At 75.0% G+C, this 16,809-nt stretch carries 14 protein-coding genes; 10 read left to right on the top strand and 4 right to left on the bottom strand.

Annotated elements, in window-relative coordinates; genetic code table 11:
- Positions 1–149: 149 nt before the first annotated feature.
- The gene (locus AB0G32_RS05655) at positions 150–2,243 is read left to right on the top strand and encodes a PhoX family protein (protein WP_361158576.1); all 2,094 of its coding nucleotides are present in this window, start codon (positions 150–152) and stop codon (positions 2,241–2,243) included.
- Positions 2,244–2,315: 72 nt separating this feature from the next.
- Here AB0G32_RS05655 and AB0G32_RS05650 read toward each other — a convergent pair whose 3' ends face one another.
- The 3 genes from AB0G32_RS05650 to AB0G32_RS05640 all read right to left on the bottom strand — a co-directional run bounded on the left by AB0G32_RS05650 (position 2,316) and on the right by AB0G32_RS05640 (position 4,951).
- Positions 2,316–3,260 (bottom strand): endonuclease/exonuclease/phosphatase family protein, encoded by a 945-nt coding sequence (locus AB0G32_RS05650; protein WP_361159073.1) that lies wholly within the window; start codon positions 3,258–3,260, stop codon positions 2,316–2,318.
- A 107-nt stretch (positions 3,261–3,367) separates the two neighbouring features.
- Complete coding sequence (locus AB0G32_RS05645) at positions 3,368–4,345, bottom strand: hypothetical protein (protein WP_361158573.1); 978 nt, start codon at positions 4,343–4,345, stop codon at positions 3,368–3,370.
- Between the two features lie 141 nt (positions 4,346–4,486).
- On the bottom strand, positions 4,487–4,951 hold the full coding sequence (locus AB0G32_RS05640) for a hypothetical protein (protein ID WP_361158570.1): 465 nt from the start codon (positions 4,949–4,951) through the stop codon (positions 4,487–4,489).
- Positions 4,952–5,149: 198 nt separating this feature from the next.
- Between AB0G32_RS05640 and AB0G32_RS05635 the strand changes: the two genes are divergently transcribed.
- The 5 genes from AB0G32_RS05635 (at position 5,150) to AB0G32_RS05615 (ending at position 12,314) form a co-directional block, all read left to right on the top strand.
- A complete protein-coding gene (locus tag AB0G32_RS05635) occupies positions 5,150–6,265 on the top strand; it encodes a PP2C family protein-serine/threonine phosphatase (RefSeq protein WP_361159071.1) in 1,116 nt (371 codons plus the stop codon).
- A gap of 214 nt (positions 6,266–6,479) precedes the next feature.
- Complete coding sequence (locus tag AB0G32_RS05630; protein WP_361158567.1) at positions 6,480–7,550, top strand: hypothetical protein; 1,071 nt, start codon at positions 6,480–6,482, stop codon at positions 7,548–7,550.
- Between the two features lie 105 nt (positions 7,551–7,655).
- Positions 7,656–8,000 (top strand): hypothetical protein, encoded by a 345-nt coding sequence (locus tag AB0G32_RS05625; RefSeq protein WP_361158564.1) that lies wholly within the window; start codon positions 7,656–7,658, stop codon positions 7,998–8,000.
- A 4-nt stretch (positions 8,001–8,004) separates the two neighbouring features.
- Positions 8,005–10,926, top strand: coding sequence for a caspase family protein (locus AB0G32_RS05620; RefSeq protein ID WP_361158561.1), 2,922 nt, complete (start codon positions 8,005–8,007; stop codon positions 10,924–10,926).
- Complete coding sequence (locus tag AB0G32_RS05615; RefSeq protein WP_361158558.1) at positions 10,926–12,314, top strand: extracellular solute-binding protein; 1,389 nt, start codon at positions 10,926–10,928, stop codon at positions 12,312–12,314. Before AB0G32_RS05620 ends, AB0G32_RS05615 begins: the two co-directional genes overlap by 1 nt.
- Before the next feature lie 84 nt (positions 12,315–12,398).
- On the opposite strand, the gene AB0G32_RS05610 is transcribed toward AB0G32_RS05615, so the two are convergent.
- Positions 12,399–12,569, bottom strand: coding sequence for a hypothetical protein (locus AB0G32_RS05610; RefSeq protein ID WP_361158555.1), 171 nt, complete (start codon positions 12,567–12,569; stop codon positions 12,399–12,401).
- A gap of 151 nt (positions 12,570–12,720) precedes the next feature.
- Here AB0G32_RS05610 and AB0G32_RS05605 point away from each other — a divergent pair, with 151 nt between their 5' ends.
- From AB0G32_RS05605 to AB0G32_RS05590, 4 genes are all read left to right on the top strand, one after another.
- Positions 12,721–14,070 (top strand): helix-turn-helix domain-containing protein, encoded by a 1,350-nt coding sequence (locus tag AB0G32_RS05605; RefSeq protein ID WP_361158552.1) that lies wholly within the window; start codon positions 12,721–12,723, stop codon positions 14,068–14,070.
- Positions 14,071–14,114: 44 nt separating this feature from the next.
- Positions 14,115–15,134, top strand: coding sequence for a permease (locus AB0G32_RS05600; RefSeq protein ID WP_361158549.1), 1,020 nt, complete (start codon positions 14,115–14,117; stop codon positions 15,132–15,134).
- The gene (locus tag AB0G32_RS05595) at positions 15,131–15,919 is read left to right on the top strand and encodes a TIGR03943 family protein (protein WP_361158546.1); all 789 of its coding nucleotides are present in this window, start codon (positions 15,131–15,133) and stop codon (positions 15,917–15,919) included. The genes AB0G32_RS05600 and AB0G32_RS05595 overlap by 4 nt, the downstream gene beginning before the upstream one ends.
- 201 nt (positions 15,920–16,120) lie before the next feature.
- Complete coding sequence (locus AB0G32_RS05590) at positions 16,121–16,807, top strand: GAF and ANTAR domain-containing protein (protein WP_361159067.1); 687 nt, start codon at positions 16,121–16,123, stop codon at positions 16,805–16,807.
- The last annotated feature ends 2 nt before the right edge of the window (positions 16,808–16,809 follow it).

Genomic DNA, 16,809 nt, shown 5'->3' with positions numbered 1-16,809 from the left:
TCCGGCCGCTGCGCGGATGGCGCCGCGGTAGCGATCAACTCCCCGACAATCGCCGTGGGTTCACCCTCCGTTCACCCTGCCGCCCGGCTGCCGCACATATGTGCTCCTACGGTCACGCTGACACCAAGGGCATCCAAGGGGAGAGCAAAGTGCGCAAGCTGCTGCCGTTGATCGGAACACCGTCCGATTCCCACCCTGGCGGCCGTTCCGCCATGACGTGCCGTTTCCGGTGTGGTGACGCCTGCTTCCACGAGGTGCCCAACACCAGTGCCAACGCGTACGTCGGTGATGTCATCGCCGGCGCGCTCAGCCGCCGCTCGATGATGCGCACCGCCGCCGTGGTCACCGTCGCCGCGGCGGGCGCCGGCGCGGTCACCGTCGGGGGCGCCGGGCAGGCGCAGGCCGCCCCGGCGACCGGAAAGGGCAACGGGAACGGGAACGGGAACGGACAGAGCAAGGCCAAGGGGGCGCGAGGGCTGCGGTTCACGCCCGTGGCGCCCAATCTGGAGGACGCGGTCGTCGTACCGGACGGGTACCGGCAGAACGTCGTGATCCGCTGGGGCGAGCCCATCCTGCGCGGCGCGCCCGCCTTCGACCCGGAGAACCAGACCGCGAAGACCCAGGCCGGTCAGTTCGGGTACAACAACGACTTCCTCGCGCTGCTGCCGGTGGACGGCGAGCGGGGGCGCCAGCTGCTCGTGGCCAACCACGAGTACACCGACGAGGTGCTCATGTTCCGCGGCTACGACGCGGCCAACCCGACCCGCGAGCAGGTCGAGGTCGCCTGGGCGGCGCACGGGCTGTCCGCCGTCGTCGTGGCGGAGGACCGCGGGACCGGGAAGCTGACGCCCGTCCCCCGGCACCGGCTCAACCGCCGGGTCACCGCCACCACCGAGTTCCGGCTGACCGGCCCGGCGGCCGGCTCCGACCTGGTCAAGACCTCCGTCGACCGGACCGGCAAGAAGGTCCTCGGCACCCTCAACAACTGCTCCGGCGGCACCACCCCGTGGGGCACCACGCTGCACGGCGAGGAGAACTTCAACCAGTACTTCGCCAACAGCAGCCGGACCACCGACACCCGGTACGGGATCGGCACCGGCGCCACCGAGCGCAAGTGGGAGCGGTTCGACAAGCGGTTCGACGTCGCCCAGGAGCCGAACGAGGTGCACCGCTTCGGCTACGTCGTCGAGTTCGACCCGTACGACCCGGAGTCCACCCCGCGCAAGCACACGCTGCTCGGGCGGTTCAAGCACGAGGCGGCCACCGTGCGGCTCACCTCGGACGGCCGGCCCGTCGTCTACACCGGGGACGACGAGCGGTTCGACTACTTCTACAAGTTCGTCGGCAGCAAGCGGATGAAGAAGGGCTCGTCGCGGGCGGTGCGCGAGCACAACCTGTCGCTGCTCGACGAGGGGACGCTGTACGTCGCCAAGCTGACCGGGGACTCCCCGGCGATCGAGATCGACGGCACCGGCAAGCTGCCGGGCGACGGCGAGTTCGACGGCAGCGGTGTCTGGATTCCGCTGGTCACCGCCGACGAGGACGGTGCCGTCTCGCACGTGGAGGGGATGAGCGCCGAGGAGGTGTGCGTCTTCACCCGGCTCGCCGGTGACAAGGCCGGCGCCACCAAGATGGACCGGCCCGAGGACATCGAGCCGTCGCCGAAGACCGGCAAGGTGTACGTCGCCCTCACCAACAACACCAACCGGGGCGTCGGCGCCAACGCCAAGGCGGACGAGGCCAACCCGCGCAACGCCAACAAGCACGGGCACATCCTGGAGCTGACCGAGCACCGGGGCCGGGCGGACAGCCTGGAGTTCGGCTGGTCGCTGTTCCTGGTGGCCGGTGACCCGGAGGACTCCGCGACGTACTTCGCGGGCTTCCCCAAGGAGTCGGTCAGCCCGATCTCCTGCCCGGACAACGTGGCCTTCGACGACCACGGCAATCTGTGGATCTCCACCGACGGCAACGCGCTCGGCACCCACGACGGCCTGTTCGGCGTCGCCACGGCCGGGGAGCGGCGCGGTGAGCTGAAACAGTTCCTGACCGTGCCGACCGGGGCCGAGACCTGCGGTCCGCTGGTGCAGGACCGGCGGGTCCTGGTCGCCGTACAGCACCCGGGCGAGATCACCGGCGCCACGGTGGACAACCCGGCCAGCACCTGGCCGGACGGGCCCGGCAAGATCGTCCGCCCGGCGGTCGTGGCGGTGTGGCGCGCGGACGGCGCCGACATCGGCGTCTGAGGTCTGAGGGTCTGGGGCCTGGGGCCTGGGGTCTGGGGTCTGGGGTCCGTACGGTGCTCGCTCTGCGCCGGGTCAGCCGGCCCGGTGCAGGGTGAGGTCGGCGAGCAGGGCCCGGTGGTCGGTGCCGGACAGGTCGAGGAAGCGGGCCTCGCGCGCGGTGAAGTCCTCCGAGACCAGCACGTGGTCGATCTGTACGCCGAAGGTGGGCGTGGTCCGGGACGGCCAGCTCGGGGTGCGGCCGGAGCCGGCCAGCCGGGCCGCGTCGCGCAGTCCGGTGTCGAGCAGCGGGCGGAACGCGGCGTGGTCCTGCGAGGCGTTGAAGTCGCCGGCCAGCACGGTGGGGGTCTTGTCGTCCTTGGCGACGGCGTCGTGCAGCGCGTCCAGCTCCTCGCGCCACAGGCCCACCTGGCCGGGCACCGGGGGCATGGGGTGGGCGAGCTGGAGCCGTACGTCGACGCCCTTGACCTCGGCGACGGCGCCGGGCATGCCCATCGTGCCCTCGACGCCCTTCGCGGCGCGCAGCGGGAAGCGGCTGAGGATGACGGAGCCCTCCGAGCCGCCGCCCGCGACGGCCTGCCGGTTCGGGTAGGTCTTGGCCAGGTCCCGGCGGAGGATCTTCTCGCAGGTCTGCTCGCACTCCTGGACGAAGACCAGGTCCGGGTCCTCGCGGCGGACGGCGTCGACCAGGGAGTCGGTGCCCTGGCCGAACTCGACGTTCGCGGTCAGGACGCGCAGTTCGGCGAAGGCCGGGCCGACGGGGTCGCCGGTGCGGCCGTAGGGCTGGAGGTACCAGGCCAGCAGGCCGAGCAGGACCACGCCCCACAGCGCGCCGGACCACCAGTGGGTGTACACGGAGATCAGCAGTGCCACGCCGAGGGGTATGAGCAGCCAGGGCAGGAAGGCCAGGAGCTGCGGTACCGGGGTGATGGCGTCGGTGTCGGCGGTCCGGCAGCCGAGGACCACGCTGAGGCCGACGAACAGCAGGAAAGCGCTGGTCAGGGCTATGCGTCGGCCGATGCGTCTGCGGCGTACGTGCCGGGGGACCGCCCATGCGGCGGCCCTGGTGTCCAAGTTCACGTCCCGGCCTTCCGCTCGGTCCTTCCTCGAATCCTTCAAATCCCACATCAAAGACGGGGAGAGGGGTCGGAAAGTTCCCCCTGCGTTCCGGGCGGGGAAACGATATGTGAGCGGTCGTGGTTCCGGTGGTGGTTTCGGCGGTTGAGGAGGTGGCCGGTCAGCCAGGAGGCCAGGGCGACGGTCAGGCCGAGGGCGACCAGTAGCCAGGCGGCGGTGCGCAGGGTGGCGGTGAGCGCGTCGTAGACCGCGCCGGCCGCCGGGCCGTGCACCGCGCCCGGCAGTTCGGCCAGGGTGAGGCGGCGGCCGACGGCGACGGCCAGGCCGAGCAGCGCGCCGCCCAGGGCGGTGCCGAGGCCGGCGGCGGTGACGGCGTGGCGGCGGCGGGCGGCGACCGCGATGCCGGTGACGGCGGCGGCGACGGCGGCCAGCGGGAGCCAGAAGGCGGCGACGTCCAGCGCGTGGTAGCCCTTGCGCAGCCGGTCGGCCTCGGCGGCGCCGAGCACGGTGACGGCGGTGTGCCGTACGGGGATGCGGTGCGCGAACGGTACGTGGTCGTGGGCGAGCTGGTGTTTGACGCGGGCGGTGACGGGGGCCAGGTCGACGGTGACGGGGCGGCCGGCGCCGGCCGGGCGGGGCTCGCGCAGGGCGCGGACGAGGGCGGCGTGGACGGTGCGGTTGGCGGTGTCCCAGCCGGCCCGGAACGCCTTCGTGCGGGTGAAGGAGCGGGCGGCGTCGTGCACGAAGACGCGGGTGGTGCGGGGGGTGGGGCCGGGATTCAGCTGGGTGAACACGCTGTCCCGGACGGTGGCCGCGACGGCGTCCCGGACGCGGGGGTCGGTGGCGAGGGGGGCCATGGCGTCGACGTACCGGCCGGTGTCGGAGAGGGCGTGGGCGGCCCAGGCGGCGACGGCTCCGCAGGGGGTGAGGAGGCAGGCGAGGGTGAGGAGGGCGGCGGAGAGGGTGTGGCGGAGCCGGGGGTGCGGGTGAAGGTGGGGGCGAAGGCGGGGGCGGGGGTGTGGGGGCACGGGTCCAGGCAAGTCCGTCGGGGGGTGGGTGGCGAGCGACGTGACTGCATGCGGGGGGCGGGTTGGGCCGGACGGGTGATGCGGGGCGGGGCGTTGGGCGGGCGGGGCGGCGCGCGGCCACCGCCGGCGGTGCAGGGGGCGTCAGGGCACGCGGCGGCCCGGGCCGTCCTCGTGGGTGTAGTAGCGGTAGAACAGGGTCAGGAAGACGCCTGCCGCCACCGCCACCGAGATGCCCGCGGACTGGAGCACGCTGCGGCCGGACTGGTTGATCAGGAAGCCCACCGCGCAGCCGGTGAACACCGCCCACAGCAGCGCGTGCTGCTCGCGCCGCAGCCGTGCGGCGACCGCGCGGACGACGGCGTACAGCACCACGAAGACCAGCACGGTCAGCCAGCCGAACAGCAGGTTCCAGCCGGTGATCTCGGTGCCGTGGCGCCGGTTGGCCGCGGCCCACCAGCCGTAGATCAGCCCCAGCAGGACCGGCAGCGCCCACTTCGCCACCAGGTGGGTCCGGGGACCGAAGACATCGGGCGCCGGTGCCGGTGCCTGGGCCCTGCGGCCCGGCCTGGTCGTCGTACCGCCGGTCGTGGTTTCCGCGTGCGCCATGCGGGCGCTCCTCTCTGTGCCGGCCCCCGACTACCAGGTCACACCCGGTGCGGCGGCCGGGCAACTCAGGATGCGCGAGCGGTCGGCGCGTGCTTCGCTGGGCGGGTGAGGGGTCGCGTCCTGCTGAGGCTGCACGGCGGCCGGCCGGGGCGGCTGGGCCGGCCGTCCGGCGACCCGGGCGCCGTGCACCGGCACCAGATGGTGCGGGTCGGCGGCCGCAGTGTCGGCTGGGTTCCGCCGCTGCTGCTGCTGATCGCCGTCGCGGTGGCGGACGCCAACACCGGCGGACAGTTCCGGATGATCTCGTGGATCGTGCTGGTTCCCGGCATCGCCGCCGCCATCTGCGGAGTGTGGGGCACCGCCGTCTACGCGGTGCTCGCGGTCGTCACGTACTACAGCGTCGACAGCGCCTGGCCGCACCAGTACCAGAGCGGGCTGCCCGACTTCATCCTGGTCGCGGTGGGCGGGCTGCTGGCCACCCTGGCCTGCGCGGTGCGGATGCGCGGGGAGCGGCGGATGCTGCACATCCGGGACGTCGCCGACACCACCCGCCGGGTGGTGCTGCGCCCGCTGCCACCGGGCTGGGGCGGCCTGGACCACGCCGCCGTCTACCTCGCCGCCGACACCGAGGCCCGGGTCGGCGGCGACTTCTACGACATCCAGCCCGGCCCGCACGGCACCCGGGTCCTGATCGGCGACGTCCAGGGCAAGGGGCTGGGCGCGGTGGAGACGGCGGCGGCGCTGCTCGGCGCGTTCCGCGAGGCCGGCTACCACGAACCGGACCTGGCGACGGTCGCCGCCCGGCTGGAGGCGCGGATGATGCGGCACCGGTGCCACACCGCGGCGCTGGGCCGGTCCGACGGCGACCGGTTCGCCACCGCCGTCCTGGTCGGCTTCCCGCCGGACGACCCCGGTGCCGTCGACACCGTCGTCTTCGGCCACGAACCGCCGCTCGCGGTCGGCCCGCACGGCGTACGGGAACTGCCCGTCACCGGCGGGCTGCCGATCGGCCTGGCCGAACTGGGCTCGGCGCCGCCGCCGGTGCGCCGGCTGCCGCTCGCCGCCGACGAGACGCTGCTGCTGGTCACCGACGGGGTGACGGAGGCCCGGGACCGGCAGGGCTGCTTCTACGGGCACGCCGAGGAGGTGGCCCGGGCCGCCGCCATCGACGCCCGGGTCGCCGCGCCGCGCCGGCTGGTGCGCCTGGTGCGGGACGGCACGCTGCGGCACTGCGGGGGGCGGCTGGGCGACGACACGACGGTGTTCGCCGTCCGGCGCCGCGGCGACTGGAAACAGCCGAAGCGGTGGCCCTGACACCGGGCTCGACCCGGGCTCGACCCGGGTCGAAGCGGTGGCCCTGACACCGGGCTCGACCCGGGCTCGACCCGGGCTCGATCCGGGTCCGGCACCCGGTCCGCCACCGGTCCGGACACCGGCCCCGGTCCCGTCCATACTTTTCGCCGGGTGCCCCTCTTCGCAGCCGCAGCGGTTACGGTGCTGGCGTACGTGATCGACAGGGGGAGGGGACATGCCCGGAACCGTGCTGCTGCTGGCGGCGTCGCCCATGGGCAAGGGACGCCTGGTGGACGCCGCCTCGGTGCTTCCCGTCCTCGCGGCCGTGCCGCCCCCGGTGCTGTCCGGGTCGGACACCGCCAACGTCATCGAACTGGCCGATCCGCTCGACCCGCAGGCCGTGCTGACCCGGCTGCGGGCCGCCGCGGCGGCGCCCGGCCCGCTGACCGTCTACGTCACCGGCCAGCTCCAGACCGACCGCCGCCAGCACCTCCCGCACCTGGCGCTGGCCCGCACCACCCCGGCCACCGTCCGCTACACCGCCCTGCCCTGGCACTGGATCAAGGAGGAGCTGCGGCTGCGCCCGACCGGCGCGACGACGCTCATCCTCGACCTGCACGCCGACCAGGAGACCTGGGAGTGGCTCCAGCGGCACCCGCTGGACTGCGGGCGCAACAACGCCGTCTACGGCCGGGTCGCCCCGCCGCCCACCCGGCGCGGGGTGGCGGTCCCGGCGTACATGCGCGGGGTCGCGACGATGCTGCGCAGCGGACACCGGCCGCCGCTGGAGCAACTGCACCAGCAGGCGCTGGCCCGCACCGCCGCCGAGAACGGCGGCGGCCGGCTCGCCGACCTGGTGCTGACCGTGCCGGGACCGGCGGCCGGCGATCCGCACGCCGCCGTCACCGCGGCGGTGCAGGCCGGGCGGCACGCCGACGCGGACGCGCTCGCCGCGTCCCACGAGCGGACCGCCGCCTTCACGCACGGGCCCGCCTCCGAGGACGCGCTGCACTGGACGGAGGTCCGGGCCGACCTGGCGATGTTCGCCGGGGACCCGGTGCGCAGCTGCCGGGGCTGGCTGGAGGTGGCGCGGATGCGGCTCAACTCCGGGCAGGCGGCGGACGCGCCCGCCGTCGAGGCGGCCGTGGACCGGGCCCACCACCAGTGGGGACAGATCCGCGACCCGCGGCGGGCCCGGGAACTGGGCCAGGTGCTCGCCGAGCTGCGGGGCCGGGTGCCCGGCCGGCGCGCGGGCGCCCTGGACCACGTACGCAAGCAGCTGGACCAGTTGCAGACCCAGGGCTAGCCCAGGACTGAGCCAGGCCGATCACCGTCCGGTCCGGACCTGCCGACCCCTCCCCTCCGTGCAACCCCGCTGTCATGATGGTGAGTTATGGCTGAGGGGGACGAAGTGGCCACACAGGACATCCGGGTACGGCTGGACGGCACCGCGACCGAGAGTGACGTCGGTGCGCTGCGCAAGTGGCTGGAGCGGGAGAAGCCGCTGGACGAGCTGGTCCGGGCCGGGCGGCTGCGGATCCACGAGCGCAGCCGTACCGACGAGTCCGGCGCCCCGATGGGCGTCGGGATGGAGATCGTCGTGGCGGTCGCCTCGGGGGCCGCCTCGGTGGTGTTCCGGGAGCTGCTCGACCAGGTCAAGGGGGCCGTGGAGGCCTGGCGGACCAATCGCCGCGCGGTGGAGGACGGCGAACCGCCCGAGGGGCGCGTCGATCCGGTGAACGCCGACGACAGGTAGGCCGGTGGCCGGTTTCGACCCGCGCGGGCAGGTGAACCGGGCGCTGCTGGTCGGGGTGTCCGAGTACGACTACACCCAGCCGCCGCACGGGGTGCCCGGCGACCTGCCCGCGGTCAAGCACAACCTCAACCGGCTGCGGGAGGCGCTGCTGCGCGGCCGGGTCTTCGGGGACCGGGAGGTGACGCTGTCCCGGTCGCCGACCCTGGACGACTTCAACCGGTCGCTGCGCAGCGCCGCCGAGGAGGCCGAGGGCGTCCTGCTGCTGTACTTCGCCGGGCACGGGGCGATCCCCAGCGCGGGCGACGAGCTGTTCCTCCAGATGCGCAACGCCAGTGTGGTGGCGGGCGGGCACGCGGTGTTCCCGGGCGGGGAGATGTTCACCACCGTGCTGACGGTGCTCGCCGCCAGTCCGGCGCGGCGGATCGTGATCGTCCTCGACTGCTGTTTCGCCGGGAACGCGGCCTGGCTGTGGGAGACGTTCCGGGACAAGCGGCGGGTCCTGCTGCTGATGAGCGTGCAGGCCAACCACCGTACCGACGCGGGCGATCCGGGCACGCCGACGCCGTTCACCGCCGAACTGCTGCGGCTGCTGGAGGAGAAGGGCGGGGCGGAGCTGTGGTTCGGGTCCCTCGCGCAGGCGCTGCGGGAGCGCATGGCGGCGGGCGGCTTCCGTACGGTGCGGGACGAGCGGTGGGAGCCGCAGAGCCGGGCCGAGCCGGGGGAGGACCTGCTGCTGCGGGCGTCGCCGGGCTGGCCGTTCGACGACGGGGGCGGCGGGATTGGGCGGCCGGGGCGGGAGCCGATGCGGGAGCCGGGGCGGGCCGTCCCGTCGCCTGGGCCGGGGCCGATCGCGCCGTCACTTGAGCCGGGGCGGCCGAATCAGCCGGGGTCGGGGCCGGGACCGGGGCAGCCGGGCCAGCCGGGTTCGGGCCAACCAGGTCCGGGCCAGCCAGGTCCGAGCCAGCCAGGTCCGAGCCGGCAGCCGGGCCACCCGGAGGAGCCGCCCCCTCCCTCATTCCCGCTTCCCTCATCCCTGCCTCCCTCATCCCCGCCTCCCCTGCGCCCGCCCCCACGCACCCCCCACCGCTCCTCCCCCCTCACCCTGCTGCCGGCCGCCCTCGCAGCGGCTGTCGCAGCCGCCGTATCAGCTGCCGTATCAGCTGCCGTATCAACCGTCGGAGCAGCCGCCGCCGCGGTGGCCGGGCTGTACCGCCGACGGCCGGCCGGTCTGCTGATCGGGCTGTCGCTGCTCGCCCTCGCCGCCGCCGGCCTGGGCACCTACCGGGCCGTCGCCCCGTCCGGCGCGGGCGCCGCCTGTGTGCCGCCGCCGGAGCTGCGGGTGCTGACCGATCCCGACCTGGAGCCGACCGTGCGGGCCGCCGCCGACGCGTACCTCACCTCGGCGGAGAACACCACGGACGACGGCTGCCGGCGCGCCGGTCTCACCGTCTACAGCGCGGGCACCGCCGACGCGGTCACCGCGCTGCGCAGCCAGACCGGTGCCTGGCACGAACCCGGCGACGATCCCAACCCGCAGCGCGACGTCGGCCCGCAGCCGGACGTGTGGATACCCGGCTCCCCCGCCGACGTCGCCCGGGTCACCGCCGGTCAGGACACCGACGCGGTGGCCGCGCTGGCGGCGGACCAGCAGCCGTTCGCCTACTCCCCCGTGGTGCTCGCCGTGCCCCAGGAACTCGCCGCCGAGTCGCAGGACGCCCGCGTCTCCGTCGCGCTCAACCGGATGATCGACGCGCTGCGCGAGCGCCGCGCGGACGCCGAGGTGCGCCGCCCAGACCCGGAGTTCGCCGACACCGGGCTGCTCGCCACCATCGGCCTGTACGGCACCCACTCCGGCGCCGGTGCCCGGGACGCGGCCGGTGCCGAACGCCGGGTCGCCCAGGCCGGCCCGCCCGCCCCGACCGCGGCCGGGCTGATGTGCGCGCTGCCCGACGACGACGCCGTGGACGACCGCACCGCCGCCCTGGTCCCCGAGTTCCTGATGCGCAGCGGCGTCGCCTGCGACAGCGCGCGGCGCGCCCCGCGGATGGCCCAGTACCCGGGCGACGTACCCGGTCTGGAGCCGGTCTTCGTCCGGGTGCGCTGGCAGGGCGCCGACCGGGACCGGGCGGAGCGGGACGCCGCCGCCGACGGTTTCCGGCGCTGGCTCACCGGGGCGGGCGGGCGGAAGGTGTTCGGCGCGGCCGGGTTCCGGTCGGCGCAGGGGGAGCGGGCGCTGCTGGAGGAGGCCGGCCGGGCCCCCGGGGTGCTGGCGGCGCCCGCCCCGCTGATCGAACCGGCCGGACGGGACGCGATGGAGGCGGCGCTGAAGGGCTACCGGGACGTCAACGGACCCGGGCGGGTGCTGTTCCTGCTCGACAGTTCCCGTTCGATGAGCGACGTGTGGGACGGGCCCAGCGGCGGCCCCGGTCTGATCGCGGGCTCGCTGGCCGGTCTCGGGGCGCGGGACGAGTACGGGGTGTGGGCGGTGTACGGCTCGGGCGACGACCCGTACGACACACTGCTGCCGACCGGGCGGCACAGCCGGCCGGACGCCGAACGGACGCTGGCCCGGTCCGCGCTGACCCGGGCCGCTGAGGCCGACCCGTACCGGGCGCTGCTCGCCGCCCTGGACGACATGGCGCGGCGGGCCGCCGAGCGGGCCCGGCCCGGCCTGATCGTGTACGTCACCGACGACGAGGACGTGGGCCGGCTCACCGGCGCCCGGCTGGACGACGTGCTGGACGCGGCCCGGGCGGCCGGGGTGCCGGTGACGATGGTGTCGCTCGCGGGCGGCGGCTGCGACCCGGGCCGGCCGGACGCCCGGATCGCCGAGGCGAGCGGCGGCCGCTGCCTGGACGCCGCCGACGACCCGGGCGCCGCCCTGCACGACGAGGTGGCCCGCACCGGCACGGGGGAGGAGGAGTGATGCGCCGCGCCCTGGGGATGCTGCTGGCCGCTGTGCTGTGCGCGCCCGCCGCCTGTACGGGCGGCGGTGGCGGTGACGGCACCGGACCCGCGCCCTCCGGTGATGTGCCCGGCTCCATCGTGGTGGCCAGCGGACGGGACGTCACCGGGCAGAACGGGGTCCGCCGGCGGCTGATCGACGCCTGGAACGAGCAGCAGGAGAAGGCGGGGCAGGAGTACCGGGCCCGGCTGGTCGAGCTCCCCGGCAGCGCGGACGAGCAGCGCGGCCAGTTGCTCGGCGCCCTCCAGTCCGGCAGCGCCGACTACGACGTGGTCAACCTGGACGTCACCTGGGTGCCGGAGTTCGCCGCCGCCGGCCTGGTCCGCCCGCTGCCGGACACCCTGGTCGGCGCCGACGTCATCGACTCGGTGGCCGGCACCGCCAGCTGGGCCGGCCAGGTCTACGCGGTGCCGTTCAACAGCGACGTCGGCCTGCTCTACTACCGACGCGACCACCTCGTGCGAGCGGACCTGGAGCGGACCGAGCTGGACGGGGTGACCGACTGGCGGCGGCTGGAGGACCTCGTCGACGTCCTGGACGAGGGGGACATCCCGGGTTACGAGAAGGGCTGGACGACCCAGCTCGCCGCCTACGAGGGCCGGACCGTCAACGCGGTGGAGGCGTTCGCGTCCACCGACCCGGACTTCGCGCTCACCGACGACGCGGGCCACTACACGGGGACGGTGGAGCAACTGACCCGGGGCATCGCCGAGTTGCGTCGCCGCACCGACACCCCGTACACCCTCGCGGACGCCACGCAGTCCGACGAGGCGGCCTCGCTCGCCGACTTCACGGACGGCCGTACCACCTTCCTGCGGCACTGGCCGTGGGTGTACCGCACTCTGCACCAGAGTTTCGCCGCCCGGCAGTTGGGGGTGACGGCGCTGCCGGGGCGGGCGGTGCTCGGCGGCCAGAACCTGGCGGTGACGGCCACCTCGCGGCGGGCCGAGAAGGCGACCGAGCTGATCGAGTTCCTCACCGGGAAGGAGAGCGAACGCTGTCTGCTGGACGCGGGGTTCGCGGCGACCCGGGTCTCGGCGTACGAGGACGACGGTGTGCGGTGTCCGGTGACCGCGGCGGGTACGCCGTCGGCCGCGCCGAGCGGGGAGCGGCCGGACCGGATGCCCCGGGACGCCGCCGACCGGCCCGCCTACGCCCGCTCGGTGCTGCTGCCCGCGCTGCGGCGGGCGGTGCACCGGCCGCGGACCCCGCTGTACGGGGCGTTCACCCAGACCCTCACCGCCCAGCTCGGGCCGCTCTTCGGCACCGATCCGCCGGACGACGCGGAACTGGCCGAGCGGCTGGACGCGGCACTGCGACGGGCGCTGCCGGACCCGGACGACCGTTAGGGCCTGTCGTTCGGACGAGGACGACCGCTCGGGCCGGTCGTGCGGACGAGGACGACCGCTCGGGCCGGTCGTTCGGACCAGCTCCTAGCCGTTCGGTCCGCTGAGATGGTGCACGGCGGGGCGGGCCGGGGCCGGCGGTTCCTCGGCCGACTGCGCCGGGCCCGCGTTCGCGGCCAGCAGCAGACAGGCCGTGGCGGCGACGGCGGCGGCGACGGCCCGGACATAGCGCTCGGCGGTGCGTGGGCGTTCGAGCACGGCGACCTCGCAACAACGGGCGGGACGGGGCGGGACAGGAGTGGGCAGACGGTGGGAGAGTCACTTATAGCGATCTGTTAATCACGCTTAACTCTCGGTTTAACCTAGGGCCGGTGATGCCGAACGGCAAGAGGCACAGGGGGAGTTCGCCGTGGAAGACCGGGACGATCCAGCGGTCATCGGCCGCCGGGTGCAGCGGCTGCGGGTCGACCGCGGCCTGACCCAGAGACAGCTGGCCGAGCCGGCCTACACCCCCGCCTACGTCTCCACCCTGGAGGCCGGCCGGGTCCGCCCCTCCGACGAGGCGCTCCGGCACATCGCTGGCCGGCTCGGCGTCGCCTTCGAGGAACTGCTGACCGGCCGTCCGCCGCACCTCGCCACCGACCTGCGGCTGCGGCTGACCGGCGCCCAGCGCACCCTGGCCACCGGCGCCACCGAGGCGGCGGCCGAGAGCTACGCCGAACTGCTCACCGAGGCGGTCACGCAGGCGCTGCCCGAGGTGGCGGCCGCCGCGCTGCTCGGGCTCGGCGAGTGCGCGGTCGAGCAGGGCGAGCTGACCTGCGGCCGGGAGTACTTCGAGCGGGCCGAACGCTGTCTGGCCGACGCCGGCGCACCGCTGTCCGCCCGGGCCTGGGCGGTGCGCGGCCGGGCGCTGGCCCACTACCTCGCCGGTGAGCTGCGCTACGCCGTCTACCTCCTCGAATCCACCCTCGACGAACTCAACCGCGCCGGCCTGCCCGACCCCGACGCGCTGCTCCTGCTCTACGCCAGTGCCATCGGCCCGTACATGGACATGGGCGCGCACGCCCGCGCCGCCCAGGCCGCCGAGCTGGCCCTCGCGCTGGCCCCGCAGGCCGGCGACCCGGCACTGGTGGCCCGGATGCACCGGTCGGTGGCCCGCACCCTGGTCGCCGAGGGCCGGCTCGCCGAGGCCGACGCGTCCCTCGCCAAGGCCGCCGAGCTGTACCGCACCCTCCAGCTCCGCACCGAGCTGGCCAACTGCCACTGGATGCGCGGCTACGTCTACGCGCAGGACGGCCGCCTCGCCGAGGCCGAGACCGAGCTGCGGCAGGCGCTGGACATGCTGTCGGCCAAGCGCGCCGCCCTCTACACCAGCCAGGTCGCCGTCGAACTGGCCGACGTACTGCGCCGGCGCGGCGAGTCCGAGGAGGCCGCGGCGCTGCTGCGGGCGGTCACCGACGACCTCACCTCCGAGCGCGGCGCGGTGCACGCGGCCGGCGCGCACCGGCTGCTCGGCATCATCGCCGAGGACGCCCGGGACACCGAGGCCGCCGAGGAGCACTACGTCCGCGCGCTCAGCCTGCTGGAGCGGGCCGGCGCCGCCGGGGACCTGGCCGACCTGTGCCGGCTCCTCGGCGACCTGCTGCGCCGCACCGGCCGGGTGGAGGCGGCGCTGGACGCGTACCGCACCGGCCTCGGCCACCGCACCGCCCCCGGCACCACCACCCTGGGCCCGGCGCCCGCACAGCCTCCGCTGTGAGAAGTGCGGGGCGGCGCACAGGAGACCCGGTTAGCTTGCCCGGCATGGAGGACCGGTACCGGGATCGGCGGTCGGCGGCCGACGCCGTGCGCCTCGTGCTGCGCGCGCTGCTGTACGCCGTCGTCGGCGGGGCGGCGCTGCTCGCGGTCGCGACCGTGGTCTCGGTGCTCGGCCCGGTCGTCGCCCTCGACCTGTACACCCCGGCCGTGGCGGCCTGGTGGACGGTGTTCACCGCGGTCGTGGTCCAGGGCGTGCCGTTCCTGCTGCTCGGCACGGTGGTGTCGGCGGCGATCGGCGCGTTCGTGCCGGACCGGGTCTTCAGCCGGCTGCTGCCCCGCAACCCGGCGCTCGCGGTGCCGGTGGCGGGCGCGGCGGGGGTGGTGCTGCCGGGCTGCGAGTGCGCGTCGGTGCCGGTGGCCGGGTCGCTGATGCGGCGCGGCGTCGCCCCCGCCGCCGCCCTCGCCTTCCTCCTCTCCGCCCCCGCGATCAACCCGGTCGTCCTGGTGGCGACCTCGATCGCGTTCCCCGGGCAGCCGTCGATGGTGCTGGCCCGGCTGCTCGCCTCGCTGGCGGCGGCGGTGCTGATGGGCTGGCTGTGGGCGCGCTTCGGCAAGGACGAGTGGCTGCGGCTGCCGAAGCGGCCGACCGGGCCCGGAACGTCGTACGGCATCGGCGGCTTCCTGTCCGGCCTGCGGCACGACTTCCTGCACGCGGGCGGTTTCCTGGTGCTGGGTGCCGGGGCGGCGGCCACCTTCAACATCGCGGTGCCCCGGTCCGTCCTCGACGTCTTCACCGGCTCGGCCTGGCTGTCCGTGCTGCTGCTCGCCGTCCTCGCGGTGGTGCTGTGCGTGTGCAGCGAGGCGGACGCGTTCGTGGCGGCGTCGCTGAGCGGGTTCTCGCCGACGGCCCGGCTGGCGTTCATGGTGGTGGGCCCGATGGTCGACCTGAAGCTGATCGCCCTGCAGACCGGCACCTTCGGGCGGGCGTTCGCGGTGCGGTTCGCGTCGGTGACCTGGGTGGTGGCGCTGCTGAGCAGCGTGCTGGTGGGATGGTGGCTGCTGTGAGGCGTTACGGACCGGCCGTCCTGCTGCTGCTGACCGGCTCGGCGGTACTGCGGATCTCGCTCTTCTCCCAGCTGTACCTGCGGTACGTGCAGGCGGGACTGCGGCCGTACCTGATCGTGTCGGGTGCGGTACTGGTCCTGCTGGCTGCGGTGTCGGCCTTCACCGGGCGCCCGGAGACGGCTGAGGCAGACGAGGCAGACGAGGCGGACGAGACCGACGAGCGCGACGGTCACGACGACCACGCCGATCACAGTGGTGGCAATGGCCACAGCCACGGCGCGGCCGGCCCCCGCGTCGCCTGGCTCCTCACTCTCCCCGCCCTGGCCCTGCTCCTGTTCCCGCCGCCCGCGCTGGGCACCTACAGCGCCGAACGCGAGGCCGCCCAGCGCGCCGCCCAGGGCGTCGGGGCCTTCCCCGCGCTGCCGTCCGGGGACCCGGTGACCCTGACCCTCGCGGAGTTCTCCTCCCGCGCGATCTACGACAGCGAACGCTCCCTGAAGGGCCGTACCGTCCGGCTGACCGGCTTCGTCACCCGCGACGACGACGGCACCTGGTACGTCACCCGGCTGCTGGTCACCTGCTGCGCCGCCGACGCCACGACCAGCAAGGTCGAGGTCCGCGGCAGCGCGGCGGCGGACGCCCCGGCCACCGGCGCCTGGGTCACCGTCACCGGCACCTGGCAGCCCGAGGGGAAGCTCGGCACGGAGGCGGCGTGGCCGCCGGTCTTGACCGCCGAGCGGCTGCGGCGGGTGGCGCAGCCGGCCAACCCGTACGAACGGCCCTGACGGCCGGCGCTCGGCGCGGTACCTGCCCAGCCGCTTTCCCGAGACGGTTTCGCCTGGTCGGACACGGGTAGTCGGGGGCTGCCGAGGTGGCCTTCCGCGTGTGTGAAGGAGGCGGTGGGCGTGTCGCCCAGCGACGATTCCCGGGGGCCCGCCGACGGGCCGGAACGGTACCGGGGATCATCCGCGGGCCGGGTCGCCGACCTGATCGCGGAGAGTGTCGGCGACGCCCCGCCCGACGAGGTGCCGGCCCGGCTGTGCGAGGTCGTGGTCCGGCTGCTGCCGCTGTCCGGCGCCAGCGCGTCGCTGCGCAGCGACGGCGTGCCGATGCGGCTGTGCGCCACCGGCGAGCGGGCCGGCCGGCTGGCGGAGATCCAGGCGACCCTGGGCGACGGGCCCTGCGTGCACGCGGCCCGGACCGGCGCCCCGGTGCTGGCCCTCGATCTGACGGCCGCCCCGGACGCGGACCGCTGGCCCGTCTTCGCCCAGCAGGCGGCGGCGGCCGGGGTCCGCGCGGTGTACGCGCTGCCGCTGGGCAGCGACGCGGTGTGCGTCGGCACCCTCGACCTGTACCGGGATTCGCCGGGCGGCCTCAGCGGCGAGGAACTGCGTACGGCGCGGCTGGTGGCCGGCGTGATGACGATGGCCCTGGCGGCGCTGCCGCACCGGGCGGACGACGAACGTCCGGACGCCCGGTCCTGGCTGAACGGCCTGGCCACCGGCCACGACCAGATCCATCAGGCGATCGGCATGATCATGGCCCAGCTCGGCGTCGGCTCCGAGGAGGCCCTGGCCCGGCTGCGCGGCGACGCCTTCGCCCGGAGCCGTACCGTCCACGAGGCGGCGGAGGACGTGATCACCCACCGGCAGCGACTGGGCCCGGACGACTGACC

The sequence above is a fragment of the Streptomyces sp. NPDC023723 genome (assembly GCF_040639815.1).
GTDB lineage: Bacteria > Actinomycetota > Actinomycetes > Streptomycetales > Streptomycetaceae > Streptomyces.
The sequence above is the reverse complement of the archived record's forward strand: the minus strand, read 5'-3'. Positions and strand labels throughout refer to the sequence as shown.

Bases quoted from the DNA above. Each gene is read 5' to 3' on its own strand.
- AB0G32_RS05600 (WP_361158549.1), top strand. From the start codon at position 14,115: ATGGAGGACCGGTACCGGGATCGGCGGTCGGCGGCCGACGCCGTGCGC.
- AB0G32_RS05640 (WP_361158570.1), bottom strand. From the start codon at position 4,951: ATGGCGCACGCGGAAACCACGACCGGCGGTACGACGACCAGGCCGGGC.
- AB0G32_RS05635 (WP_361159071.1), top strand. From the start codon at position 5,150: ATGGTGCGGGTCGGCGGCCGCAGTGTCGGCTGGGTTCCGCCGCTGCTG.
- AB0G32_RS05615 (WP_361158558.1), top strand. From the start codon at position 10,926: ATGCGCCGCGCCCTGGGGATGCTGCTGGCCGCTGTGCTGTGCGCGCCC.
- AB0G32_RS05630 (WP_361158567.1), top strand. From the start codon at position 6,480: ATGCCCGGAACCGTGCTGCTGCTGGCGGCGTCGCCCATGGGCAAGGGA.